This window comes from Nibribacter koreensis, assembly GCF_039541795.1.
Classification (GTDB): Bacteria; Bacteroidota; Bacteroidia; order Cytophagales; family Hymenobacteraceae; genus Nibribacter; species Nibribacter koreensis.
The window spans coordinates 266,899-280,422 of record NZ_BAABGX010000003.1 but is presented as its reverse complement, the minus strand read 5'-3'; the positions used below and the strand labels follow the sequence as shown (position 1 = coordinate 280,422).

Below are 13,524 nucleotides of genomic sequence, written 5' to 3'. Positions count from 1 at the left end.
GCTTAGATTGATTTTTGGACCAGGTTCTACAGTCTTTAGTTTATTACCTTACTTTAGTGTAACAGTTTTTGTCTAAATCATGGCCAATGCAAAAAGACTCTAAGCCATTCACCTTCCGGAAGTACGTCTGTATGTAGTATCTAGAGTCAGCTACTGATTCAGGGAACCGCAGTAAATCATCGTCTAGATTCATGTAAAAAGAGTGCAGTTTTAAGACACCCCCAGAAAAGGACCACCTCCCATCCATTGCCTTGACCAATCGTCTATTTTTATCATAAACTCTTCTATTATAAACCCCACCAACTTTGAGTTGCACCGTATCAAAATTATTGATGTAATCTTTAGGCGTATACACACCAATGGCATCTGCTTCCTTTGCTATACCTGAACAGGAACACAGATATAAACAAAGGAACAGCAGGCACGCTTTAAAAGAGGCATGGCAGATATTCATAAAGTAGAGCGGATTTTTTGTTCGTCACGAAGTCCTAAGGGAGATACCTTCCTATCACTTTGCCATTAAAAGGCTGGACAGCAAGAAATTCACCTGCTTGGTCATTACTTTTTGGTCCATGGGTTCTTTGTCCAGGAGCTGGCTTCGCTTGTAAAGGGCTACGGTATTGTTCTTGGCATCAAAGACCATGGCGTGCAGCGTAGAGTTTGCCTTGATTGGAAGGGGTGTGTACATGCCCAACGTGAGAATACCTACCCCAATGCCCTTGGCTACCTGGCCGCCGTAGTTTCCCTTCACCCTACTGAAGCCCGAGGAGAGAATGGTCAGGGCGAAGCGCTCGCCGCTGGCCTCCATCAAAGAGTCAATGGTAGGCGAAAGCGTCACATTGTAGGCTCTTCTTCTATTCATTACCTGCAGGAGCAGCGCCTCTATTTCTTTGTCTACCTTGGCGGCCAAGGCATCTCCCTCCGGTGACAAGGACGCCTGCACCCTGAAGGTTTGGCTCTGCACCTTCACCAAAGAATCTATCCTAGCAGCGGCCTCTCTAGACATCTCCTCATTATGAGAACCATTGTTTCCTTTTTCCACCATGCTGATGTAAGAAGTAGCGGAGAAGTACCCAACTTTCTCTATCTCTCCCGGCTTCACAATCTTGGCGGCCTCCTCTGTGGAGACGCAGCTTTGCAAAAGGACAACTGCCAAAAAGAGAGAGCTGATGCGTTTTTTCATAAAAAGAGGCCAGTAGTATGTTTTCCTAAAGTTCTGGCTAAATATTTAAATTTCATCGTATGACAGATAAATTACAAAGCCCTTCTTCTGCCTTAAAATCCCCAAGCCGTTTTTAGCCTGTTTTCTTGAAAAGAGGCCAAAAACGAAAGCTTTACACAAAGTTGACGTACGCGCACTAAGGTGCCATCTAGAATTTCTACCTTTGTTCAAATATTCATAAACCTTTGGACGGTATGCTACACCTAGGCGACTACAACCACCTTGAAATTCTAAGAGAACTGGACCACGGCTATTATCTGGGCTCTGAGGATGGAGACGTGCTGTTGCCACGCAAATACATACCACAAGGCGTGCACGTGGGTGACATGATCACCGTGTTTGTGTACCGTGACTCTGAGGACCGCCTTATTGCCACCACTCTGGACCCCAAAGCCAAGGTAGACCAGTTTGCCTGCCTGCAGGTAAAGGACATCAGCAACTTTGGGGCGTTCATGGAGTGGGGACTGGAGAAGGATTTGTTTGTGCCCTACCAGAACCAGCATGAGCCCTTGCACATAGGCCAATGGGCGCTGGTGTACGTATACTTGGATGAGACCTCTGACCGTTTGGTGGGCTCCACCAAGCTGGCTCCGTTTCTTAACTATGAATCCATGCCTCCGCAAGAAGGCGAAGAGGTGCAGATTCTAATTGGCCCTGAGAAAGCCTTGGGATACCAGGTGATGGTGAACAACGGTTTTTTGGGCATGCTCTACCGCAACGAGATCTTTAAACCGCTTGTGCCCGGCGACTACACCCAAGGCTTTGTCAAGAAAGTACGCGAAGACAACCGCCTGGACGTAAGCCTGCAAAAACAAGGCTATGACGAGGCCCTTGAAGCCGCCGAACAGATTCTTGCCAAGCTAAAAGCGGAGGGCGGCACCTTGCCCCTCACCGACAAAAGCAGCCCAGAACTCATTTACAAGACCCTGGGCATGAGCAAGAAGACGTTTAAGAAAGCAATTGGCGCATTATATAAAAGAGGAGACGTGCAACTATTGCCAGACAGCGTGAGTCTTTCACCCAAGAACTAGCGCAACGTCCTCACCTATTGTCATTCCCATCGCCCAATGAAATACGTCTGTTTACTCTCTCTGTTTCTCTGCAGTGCCCTGCTAAGCTTTGGGCAAGCTCCCAAAATCACCAAGAAAACAACGGCCATCCGCACGCAGACGCCTCCTAAACTAGACGGAACGCCAGACGAGGAGATTTGGCAACAAGCGCCCGTAGCCACAGACTTTATCCAGAACGTGCCCAACATGGGCGCGCCAGCCAAGCAACGCACCGAGGTGCGCATGCTCTATGATGACGCCGCCGTGTACGTGAGCGCCATGCTGTTTGACACCGCTCCAGACTCCATCCTTACCCAGCTAAGCGCCAGAGACGGCGGCCAGGTGAACGCAGACATGTTTGGCGTGTACTTTGACACGTATCTGGACAAGCAGAACGCGTTTGGGTTTGAGGTGGCTACCTCTGGCGTGCAGACAGACTTTAAACTGACTAGCAACGGCGATGACCGCGCCTGGGACGCCGTTTGGCAAAGCGCCGTGGCCCGCCATGACAAAGGCTGGTCCGTGGAGATCAGGATTCCGTATTCGGCCATCCGTTTTCCTAACAAAGAGGTGCAGACCTGGGGCATTAACTTCTGGCGGGGCATACGACGCTACCGCGAGGACGCCTTCTGGAATTTCATTGACAACTCAGTACAGGGTTTTGTGAACCAGTTTGGCGAAGTAGACGGCATCACCAACATCAAATCACCGTTGCGCCTTTCTTTAATGCCCTATATCTCTGGGTACGCAGACCATTATCCGTACAATCAAGCAGACAAGGACAACCTGGAGACCACGGTCAACGGCGGCATGGACATCAAGTACGGCATCAATGACGCCTTTACCCTGGACATGACCTTAATTCCGGATTTCGGGCAGACGCAGTCAGATGCGCAGGTCTTGAACCTCTCCCCGTTTGAGGTGCGTTTTAATGAAAACAGGCAGTTCTTCACAGAAGGCACCGAGCTCTTCAACAAGGCCGGCCTCTTTTACTCCAGACGCATTGGCGCCAGACCGCAGGATTACTTTAACCCCAAGTATGACCATGACCGCTACGGGGACAATGTAGAGATAGTAGACAATCCAGACAAAACCAGCTTAGTGAACGCTACCAAGGTATCTGGGCGCACCAATAAGGGCCTGGGCGTGGGTATCTTTAATGCCGTAACCAAAAACACCTATGCCACCTTGCGTGACCCAGAGACCGGTGATGAGTTTGAGGTGCTTACAGACCCCATCTCTAACTACAATGTGTTGGTGTTGGACCAGACCTTGCCTAACAGCTCGTCGGTTACATTTACCAACACCAACGTGACCAGAGGACACGGCTACTACAACGCCAACGTTTCTGGCGTCATGGGCAGGTTCTCCAACAAAAAAAACAGCTACACGGGCGGTGGTCAGTTTAACCTAAGTCAGAAATACATTAAAAACACTGGCCCGTCCAGGCAGAATGTTGATTTAGGCTATACCTACAATGCCTGGTTTGGCAAGACCAGCGGCAACTTTCAGTTCTCTACAGAGCACAGCGTCAAGAACCACACCTATGACATCAATGACCTGGGTTACCTGAGCAACAACAACAGCATTGACAACGCCGCCAACGTACGCTACAACTTCTACAAGCCCTTCTGGAAACTGAACAGCCTCTACAATGCCGTGGGCATACAACACCGCATGCTGTACAAACCGGCCTCTTTTTCGCAGATAGTGTATTTTATACAGACCAACGGCAACACCAAGAACTTTACCTCCTTTGGCGTGACGCTGGCCTTTCTGCCGCACAAAAACTATGACTACTTCGAGCCCAGGTCTTATGAAAACGGGGTACCCAACCGCAAATGGAGACAGCCTGGCGGCAAAGAGATAAACGCATATGTCTCTTCTGACTACCGTAAGCGATTTGCCTTAGACGTAAACGGCGGCATCTTCCATGCTGGCGAGTATAACCAGAAGAACTACTGGATTAACGTAAGCCCAAGGGTGCGCGTGAATGACCACCTCATGCTCGTTTACAGAACCGGCTACAATGAAAGCCTGAACAGCTACGGGTTTGTTGAAAACCTAGTGTATGACGACGGCCACAAGGACATCATCTTTGGCCAACGAACGGTAAAAACCATTGAGAACAGTTTGACGGGTTCTTACATCTTCAATGCCCGCACCGCACTAAACATTAATGCCCGCCATTATTACTCCAATGCCTCTTATCATCAAAAGTTGCTGTTATTAGAGGACGGGAACATGCTCCCCATCAAAGATCCGGCAGAGAGCCCATCAGCGTCTAACAGAAACTTTAACGCCTTCAACGTTGACCTGGTGTACAGCTGGCGATTTGCCCCGGGCAGTGAGATGAGCCTTGTCTGGAAGAACGCCATCTATGATGACCAGGTGCCGCCACACACCAGCTACGGTCGCAATTTAAGGAGTACCCTAGAAGCTAACCAATTAAATAGCTTCTCCGTTAAGCTGTTATATTACCTGGACTACCTGGTGATAAAACAAGCCCTAAAAAAATAACGGACTCTATGGAATCTGCCAAAACTGCCCTTATTGCGGGTGCCAGTGGGTTGGTAGGCAGCCACTGCCTGCAACTCTTACTGGATGACCCCAGATACAGCAAAGTCATCTCCATTGGAAGGCGCCCCCTGCATCTGGACCACCCCAAACTCAAGCAGTTGGTGGTAGACTTTAATGACTTGACCAAGGTGCAGCAAAGCCTGGTGGCAGATGACATCTACTGCTGCCTGGGCACCACCATCAAGAAGGCCGGCTCAAAGGAGAACTTCAGGAAGGTAGATTTACACTACGTGGTCAACCTGGCCAAGATTACATCCAAGAACTTTGCCACGCAGTTTCTGGTGGTGTCTGCCCTGGGCGCCGACCCAGAGTCGCATATCTTTTACAACCACACCAAAGGCGAAATGGAGCAGGCCGTCAAGGCGCTTCCGTTCACCGCCGTCCATATTTTCCAGCCTAGCCTGCTCTTAGGTAACCGCCAGGAGAAACGAAAAGGCGAATCCATGGCCGCCACCGCCATGCGCTGGTTTGGTTTCTTGCTGCGCGGGCCTTTGCGCAAGTACCGCCCCATCCAGGCCAAGACCGTGGCCAAGGCCATGCTGGAAGCCGCCAAGCAGGACGGCGGCGGCGTATTGGTGCACTCCTCAGAACAGATGCAGCAATTTGCCTGACAATTGTTAATCGCTGATTGTTGATTGTCGTTTTTGGCCTGTTTTCCAGAAAAGATACCAAAAACGACGCTATTCTTGCAGGTGCATTTCTGATACCTGCCTCTACTTTCCACAACCCAACGCCCTGAAAGGAGTATTATGAAATCATTGATTTCTACTTCTTACTTTTACAAAGCATGGCGTCGCCTGAGCATCAGTTTAAACACCTTTTCCCGCGTAGTGTGCAATATGATCCGCATTGGGTGCGCGAGCATTCCATGGGCGAGAACGTGCTCTTTAATCTGGAGAGCATCACTTCTAAAATACCGCTTAAGAAAGGCATGCGCGTCCTGGACCTGGGCTGCGGCAAGGCCATCAGTTCCATCTTTCTGGCCAAGGAGTTTGGCGTGCAGGTATGGGCCGTAGATGAGGCCATTTCGGCCACGGACAACTACCAGCGCATTTTAGACGAGAACCTGGAGAACCAGGTGTTTCCCCTTCAGGTAGATGCCCGGTCCCTGCCCTTCCCGAAGGAGTTTTTTGACGTGGTCTTGGTGATAGATTCTTATACCTACTTTGGCACCGATGACAAGTACCTGCCCTACATCTGCAAGTTCTTAAAGCCCGAAGGCTACATAGGCGTGGTGGACGTGTGCTTTCTAGAGGAGATTGAGACGCTGGACCAAGTGCCCGATTTTCTGCAGGAAGACTATCAGGACTACTGGTACTACATCCATTCCGTTCCCTGGTGGCAGAAGCTCTGGGAGAAAACCGGCTTGGTCAACATCACCACGGCTGAGCTGTTACCAGCCGCGGAATTGATACGAGAGCAGTATGTGAAGGACTTTGAGGAGCATGGACAAAAAAAAGACCCATTTGCACGGGCTCTTAAAAAAGATAAGCACCAAACAATCAGTTTCTTCCGGCTGGTAGGTCAGCGCACTGACAAAAATGCCTATCTACAGTCTTACAAAAAAAGTTAACTTGCAGTCGCAAAAGTCTTCTTAAACGGAGCAGACACTGTTTTTGCAAAATTTTCTCTGTTGCAGAGTAAAATAAAAAAGTGATTCTGACGATTATTTACTAGAGTTTCTCCAGCAAAAAGGAGAACTACCATATTTTAGGTTTGGAATATCACATAGCGGGAATTCTTGTCTCTGGTGGCCATCAATTTATGCCATTTTTGGATGTCTACCGGGACAGTTTTTCTTGTTTCCTGACGGCGCACTAACCGTGAGGCACATCAACTGATGCTTCCCCGAACCTACTTGAAAAGCCTGCCTCGCGCAGGCTTTTTCATTTTCTTTGGTTTTCATTTTTGGCCTATTTTCCGGAAAAGAGGCCAAAACCGGTGTTTGATTGTTGATTGCCAATTGTTGGTTGATGTCTTCCTCTGCTGAGTCCCGCCGTTGTTGGTTTTGTCACCAACGACCCAGAGTGCCTTTCTGACTAGCTTTGTGCCCCCTTATATGGCGCGGATGTCATTCCCGTGACTCATTGCCGTGCGCTTCCGTTGGCTGTTCCTGAGAAAGACTGCTTCTTCCGGTGCCCTTATGCCGTTTTGTTGCATTGTCTCCGCCAAGCGCTCACGGCCGCGGGGCCCCGTCTTCCCGCCTCGCGCTGTACCAGCTTGCCTCCTTTGCATAGTCCCTCTAATGGCTCTTGAATCTGCTTTGCTCTGTCGGGACCGCTTATTGGTCCATAGGCGGCAACCTGCTTAGGCGACTCGCCGGAAAGACTGGAACTGGTGCCAGTGGCAGAGGCCTCTACTACTCGCGGATTCCCCCTTTGAGGGGGGCGAAGGGGGGTGTTCACACAAGCTGAATAACAATGCGCAAAACACTGAACAGTTGTTGCTCAAAAGACCTCGTAGCGTCTGTAAGACCTGCGAGCGTCTGTGCCAAAATTCATTTTTAGTCACTTTTCCAGAAAACAGACTAAAAACGACCTTCAACAACCGGCAATGAACAATCAGCAATAATCCAATTTGGAGAATGCGCATCTGCAACCTACCTTTGTAGCACTTATCCAGAAAGACGGAGGGATTAGGCCCTGTGATGTCTTAGCAACCCAATTCAGTTGGGTGCTACTTCCTACCCAGTTCGCGTAGCGTGCTGGGGGAGATGAGTGACGGAATTTCCTGCACGCCTGCCCGCCACTTTTCCTCTGCGCTTTCTGTATACGTAACCATACCCAGGTGAACCCAGAGAGCCATGACGCGCATAGAGGAAGAAGTACAAAAACGAATTTTAGTCTTAGACGGTGCCATGGGCACCATGATTCAACGCTATAACCTCCAAGAAGAGGATTACCGCGGCGAGCGCTTTAAAAACCACCCCACCGATGTGAAGGGCAACAATGACCTGCTCTCCCTCACGCAGCCGCACATCATCAAGGAAATCCATAGCCAGTACTTTGAGGCCGGCGCAGACATTGCTGAGACCAACACATTCAGCGGCACCTCTATCGCCATGGCCGATTACCAGATGGAGGATTTGGTCTATGAACTGAATTTTGAATCTGCCCGCATCGCTCGCGAGGCCGCTGATGAATGGACCGCCAAGACGCCAGACAAGCCGCGCTTTGTGGCGGGTGCCATGGGCCCCACCAACCGTACCGCCTCTCTTTCTCCAGATGTCAACAACCCCGGCTACCGCGCAATCACCTTTGATGAACTGGTAGACGCCTACACCGAGCAGATTAGAGGCTTGGTAGACGGCGGCGTGGACGTGTTGTTGGTAGAAACCATCTTTGATACCTTGAACGCCAAAGCGGCCTTGTTCGCCATTGACCAATACAGCCAGCAGACCGGCAAGCGCCTGCCTATCATGGTATCTGGTACTATTACAGATGCCAGCGGACGTACGCTTTCTGGGCAGACGGTAGAGGCATTTTTGTACTCAGTGTCGCACATGCCGTTGTTGAGCGTAGGCTTTAACTGCGCCTTAGGCGCCAAACAGTTGCGTCCGCACTTGCAGTCCCTGGATAAGGCGTCCAAGTTCAGAATCAGTGCCTACCCCAATGCCGGCTTACCGAATGCCTTTGGGGCGTATGATGAGACGCCTGAGCAGATGGGCGAACACATTCGTGACTATTTAGAGAACAACTTCGTGAACATTGTGGGTGGTTGTTGTGGCACTACGCCGCCGCACATCAAAGTCATTGCCCAGATTGCCCAAGAGTTCTCCCCGCGTCCTCTCCCCCAATTACCGGCCGTTCCCACCTACTCCGGCCTTGAGCCACTAACGGTCTTTGAAGGCTCCAACTTCGTCAACATTGGCGAGCGCACCAACGTCACCGGTTCCAAAAAATTCGCCCGCCTCATCTTAAATGGGGAATATGAAGAAGCCCTGGCCATTGCCCGCCAACAGGTAGAAAACGGTGCCCAAATCATAGACGTGAACATGGACGAAGGCATGCTGGACTCAGAAGCCGCCATGACCACGTTCCTCAACCTCATAGCCTCAGAGCCAGACATCGCCCGTGTGCCCATCATGATTGACTCCTCTAAATGGAGCGTGATTGAGGCTGGTTTGAAGTGTGTGCAGGGTAAGGCTATTGTCAACTCCATCTCCCTTAAAGAAGGCGAAGAGAAATTCAAGGAAGTGGCCCGCAAGGTGCGCAGTTACGGAGCCGCGGTGGTGGTGATGGCGTTTGACGAACAAGGCCAGGCCGACAACTACGAGCGTCGCATCCAAATCTGCCAACGTGCTTATAACATCCTGACCAAAGAAGTAGGCTTCCCGCCCCAGGACATCATCTTTGACCCCAACATCTTGACGGTGGCCACGGGCATGGAAGAGCACAACAACTACGCCGTAGATTTCATCAATGCCACCCGCTGGATTAAAGAAAACCTACCGGGCTGTAAAGTGAGCGGCGGCGTGAGTAACATCTCCTTCTCGTTCAGGGGCAATGACCCCGTGCGTGAGGCCATGCACTCTGTCTTCCTGTACCACGCCATCAAGGCCGGTCTGGACATGGGCATTGTGAATGCGGGTATGCTGGAGGTCTACGAGGAAATCCCGAAGGACTTGTTAGAGCGAGTAGAGGACGTGCTGTTGAACCGCAGACCAGATGCCACCGAGCGCTTGGTGGAGTTCGCTGAAACCGTTAAAAACAAAGGCAAAGAGATTGTCCGGGATGAGGCCTGGCGCAATGAGCCGGTGCAGAAGCGTTTGACGCACGCGCTAGTGAAAGGCTTGGTGGAATACATTGATCAGGACGTGGAAGAAGCCCGCCACCTGTACCAAAAACCGCTGGAAGTGATTGAAGGCCCGCTCATGGATGGTATGAACGTGGTAGGCGACCTGTTTGGCGAAGGAAAGATGTTCCTGCCGCAAGTGGTGAAAAGCGCCCGCGTGATGAAGAAGGCCGTGGCCTATCTGTTGCCGTTCATTGAGCAAGAAAAAGAACGCGCCGCCGCCGCCGGTGACACGTCTACCCGCCAGACCAACGGCAAAATCCTCCTCGCCACCGTGAAAGGCGATGTGCACGACATCGGCAAAAACATTGTAGGCGTGGTCTTGGCCTGCAACAATTATGAAGTGATAGACTTGGGCGTGATGACGCCCATTGATAAAATTCTGGAGACCGCCCGCCAGGAGAACGTGGATGTGATTGGCCTGAGTGGTTTGATTACCCCGTCTTTGGATGAAATGGTGTCGGTGGCTAGGGAGATGGAGCGCCAGAACTTCCAAGTGCCGTTACTCATTGGCGGGGCAACTACCTCGCGCGCGCATACCGCCGTGAAGATTGCTCCGGCTTACAAAGGCACGGTGGTGCACGTGTTGGATGCCTCGCGTAGCGTGCCGGTGGTTGGTAACCTGTTGAGCCCCGACAACCGTGAGAAGTTTGCCCTAGACATGAAGGCGGAGTACGACGAGATGCGCGAAGGCTACCTGAGCCGCCAGAAGGAGAAAAAGTACCTCACCCTGTCGCAGGCTCGCGCCAACAAACTTCCTATAGACTGGAAAGCCGAGGACATTTATCAACCTGCTAAAACCGGCGTGACTGTATTCAAAGGCTTCCCGCTAGAGGAGTTGGTGCCCTACATTGACTGGACGCCGTTCTTCCAAACCTGGGAGTTGCACGGCCGTTTCCCTAAACTGCTGGAAGACCCGTTGATTGGTTCAGAAGCCACCAAGCTCTACGCAGATGCTCAGGCTCTACTAAAGCGCATTGTAGACCAAAAACTGCTCACCGCCAACGGCATCGTGGGTCTGTTTCCGGCCAACAGCATAGGGGAAGATGACATTGAGGTCTATGCCAATAACGAGCGTTCAGAAGTCTTGACCACCTTCAGGTCACTGCGCCAACAGGGCCAAAAAGGGCCCGGCGTGCCAAACCTGGCGCTGGCCGATTTTGTGGCTCCTAAAGAGACGGAATTGCCTGATTACGTGGGCGGATTTGCCGTCACCACGGGCCATGGCCTGGAGGAACTGTTGAAAGAGTTCGCCGCCGACCACGACGACTACCACAGCATCATGGCCAAAGCCCTGGCCGACCGTCTGGCTGAGGCCTTCGCTGAGAAACTGCATGAGATTGTGCGCAAGGAACTGTGGGCCTATGAACCAGAAGAAAGTCTGAGCAACGAGGAACTAATTAAGGAGAAATACCAAGGTATCCGTCCGGCGCCGGGCTATCCGGCCTGCCCAGACCACACCGAGAAAACCACGCTCTTCCAGTTACTAGACGTGGAAAAGCACACAGGCATCACCTTAACCGAGAGCCTTGCCATGTATCCTACCGCGGCAGTGTCTGGTATGTACTTCGCGCATAAACAATCCAGGTATTTTGGATTGGGTAAGATTGAGAAAGACCAAGTGGTAGATTACGCTAAGCGCAAAGGCATGACGGTGGAGGAAACTGAGCGCTGGCTGTCGCCAAATTTGAATTACTAATTCAATGACTAATGATTAATGACCAATGATTAATAATTAAACTTTTATTCATCATCCCATTAGTCACTATTCATTAATCATTACTCATTATACAAAGTGAAAGTAACAGAGCATTTACAGAACGCCACTTCTACCCTATTCTCCTTTGAGATACTTCCGCCCGTGAAAGGGAAAAGCATCCAATCCATTTATGAGGGCATTGACCCTTTGATGGAGTTCAACCCGCCGTTCATCAATGTGACCTACCACCGCGAGGAGTACGTGTTCAAAGAGCGTGGCAATGGGTTGCTGGAGAAGATCACCATCCGGAAGCGGCCCGGCACGGTAGGAATTTGTTCGGCTATTATGAACAAGTACAAGGTAGACACGGTGCCGCACATCATCTGCGGAGGCTTCAGCAAGGAAGACACCGAGAACGCCTTGATGGACCTCAACTTTCTGGGCATTGACAATGTGCTTCTGCTTCGCGGCGACGCCGTGAAAACGGAGGCTCATTTCCGGCCGCATACTGATGGCCATGCCCACGCTTCTGACCTCATTCAGCAGGTGGTACAACTAAACCACGGTGTTTACCTGGACGAGGAGATGGAAAGCCCCACCCCCACCGACTTCTGCATTGGCGTGGCTGGTTACCCAGAAAAGCACGTAGAAGCCCCCAACCTGGCCACCGACCTGAAGTATCTGAAACAGAAAGTAGACCTAGGCGCCCAGTATATCATCACGCAGATGTTTTTTGACAACAAGAAGTTCTGCGACTTTGTCACCGCCTGCCGCGCCGTGGGCATCACTGTGCCTATCATTCCGGGTCTTAAGCCTTTGACTACGCGCAACCAGCTTACCGTTTTGCCGCGCTTCTTCAACATTGACCTGCCCGAAGATTTGGTGAACGCCGTAGACGCTTGCAAAACGCCGCAAGCGGTCAAGCAAGTAGGCATTGAGTGGACCATACAGCAGTGCAAGGAACTGATCAACTTTGGCGTGCCATGCCTGCACTTTTACACCATGAGCAAGTCTGAGGCTACCGCCGCCGTAGCCAGAGGTGTTTTTTAGAAAATCGTTTTTGGGCTGTTTCTCGGAAAACAGGCCAAAAACGGTCATTTGCTCTTTCAATAACATCTTGAGTGTCAACCAAATTTTATTCTAACTCTCCGCTAGGAGGTATTATTAGCTGAAGGTTTATTCCATATATTGGACTAACATGCTGGATAACTCCGTCCCTTCTGTTATTCTGCGTTTTAATAGGTTTAAGAAATGGGAATATTCGATTTTATAAAGAAGGCATCTACTCCACAAGAGTCTTTTGCACCAATACAAAACAGCCCAGAGGTACTAACTACCAGATTGTTGTACTTTGAAAGACCTAGCATTGATGCCGCTAAAATATTACAAGAACTTAAACCAGTATACACAGGTGTTGAGTCTGCCGGCGAAGGGAATACGTTACTTTTTTTCTTTCCTGAGTTAAAGATTAACCTGTCAGATGCATCCATTCCTGCACAATTAACTCTTCTTAACTCTGAAGGATCAAAGACATCAAATATTGAGGAAAGTTCGCTCCAACAAAATTGGCATTGGGAAGAAGCTACTCACATAGCCCAACAATGCAATTACGAAATCTTCATAAGTGATCTTATGAGCCGAAGCTTGGATTATAAGGTTAGGGCTGACCTATATTTGAATTTTTTGGGCGCACTCATAAAAGTTACAAACCCTCAAGCCATCCACTCTCTCAATTGCCAAAAGTTAATTTTGCCAGAAGACTTAGTGCTCGATTCTGCCACAAGGAATAGGGAGGATTTACATGGACTCGTTAACGTGCGCTTATTTAATATTAATGACGGGCAGGAAGGAGAAATATTAATGGACACGATTGGAATGCACTCATTAGGACTACCTGACTTACAAATCAAGTTTACCGGCTTGGATGAAAACGAAGTTGCAGGATTGCTGTGGAATTACGCCTACTATATTTATGAAAATGGGGATGTAATAAAGTCTGGGAACACTCTGCAGGGTCTTTCAGAAGCGTCCAAGTGGAAATCTGAAAAACAACCATCTTTGGTTGACCCCGAACGAATTGTTATTAACATATTAGTAGATTAGAACTAACGGCATCTAACAATGCTTTTAGCAAGTTAGGCATATCCAATTTTGGCCTATTTTGCAGAAAACAGGCTGAA

General features: G+C 50.1%; 9 protein-coding genes and 1 riboswitch. Of the genes, 7 read left to right on the top strand and 2 right to left on the bottom strand.

Annotated elements, in window-relative coordinates; all coding sequences use genetic code 11:
• Window positions 1-43 precede the first annotated feature (43 nt).
• Window positions 44-193: a hypothetical protein gene (locus tag ABD880_RS16620; protein WP_345168595.1), complete on the bottom strand. Its 150-nt coding sequence runs from the start codon at window positions 191-193 to the stop codon at window positions 44-46.
• A gap of 315 nt (window positions 194-508) precedes the next feature.
• Complete coding sequence (locus ABD880_RS16615) at window positions 509-1,183, bottom strand: hypothetical protein (protein ID WP_345168592.1); 675 nt, start codon at window positions 1,181-1,183, stop codon at window positions 509-511.
• Between the two features lie 233 nt (window positions 1,184-1,416).
• On the opposite strand from ABD880_RS16615, the gene ABD880_RS16610 reads away from it, so the two are divergent.
• From ABD880_RS16610 to ABD880_RS16580, 7 genes are all read left to right on the top strand, one after another.
• Complete coding sequence (locus tag ABD880_RS16610) at window positions 1,417-2,253, top strand: CvfB family protein (RefSeq protein WP_345168590.1); 837 nt, start codon at window positions 1,417-1,419, stop codon at window positions 2,251-2,253.
• A 36-nt stretch (window positions 2,254-2,289) separates the two neighbouring features.
• Window positions 2,290-4,791, top strand: coding sequence for a DUF5916 domain-containing protein (locus ABD880_RS16605; RefSeq protein ID WP_345168589.1), 2,502 nt, complete (start codon window positions 2,290-2,292; stop codon window positions 4,789-4,791).
• A gap of 8 nt (window positions 4,792-4,799) precedes the next feature.
• The gene (locus tag ABD880_RS16600; protein ID WP_345168587.1) at window positions 4,800-5,462 is read left to right on the top strand and encodes an oxidoreductase; all 663 of its coding nucleotides are present in this window, start codon (window positions 4,800-4,802) and stop codon (window positions 5,460-5,462) included.
• A gap of 176 nt (window positions 5,463-5,638) precedes the next feature.
• Window positions 5,639-6,424 carry an SAM-dependent methyltransferase gene (locus ABD880_RS16595; protein ID WP_345168584.1) on the top strand — a complete coding sequence of 262 codons (786 nt, stop codon included), beginning with the start codon at window positions 5,639-5,641 and terminating at the stop codon, window positions 6,422-6,424.
• A 1,038-nt stretch (window positions 6,425-7,462) separates the two neighbouring features.
• A riboswitch (SAM riboswitch) is annotated at window positions 7,463-7,571 on the top strand.
• An 83-nt stretch (window positions 7,572-7,654) separates the two neighbouring features.
• Window positions 7,655-11,344, top strand: coding sequence for a methionine synthase (metH, locus tag ABD880_RS16590; RefSeq protein ID WP_345168582.1), 3,690 nt, complete (start codon window positions 7,655-7,657; stop codon window positions 11,342-11,344).
• A gap of 96 nt (window positions 11,345-11,440) precedes the next feature.
• Window positions 11,441-12,394, top strand: a complete 954-nt coding sequence (metF, locus tag ABD880_RS16585) for a methylenetetrahydrofolate reductase [NAD(P)H] (RefSeq protein ID WP_345168579.1) — start codon at window positions 11,441-11,443, stop codon at window positions 12,392-12,394.
• Between the two features lie 201 nt (window positions 12,395-12,595).
• Window positions 12,596-13,447 (top strand): DUF4261 domain-containing protein, encoded by an 852-nt coding sequence (locus ABD880_RS16580; RefSeq protein ID WP_345168577.1) that lies wholly within the window; start codon window positions 12,596-12,598, stop codon window positions 13,445-13,447.
• The last annotated feature ends 77 nt before the right edge of the window (window positions 13,448-13,524 follow it).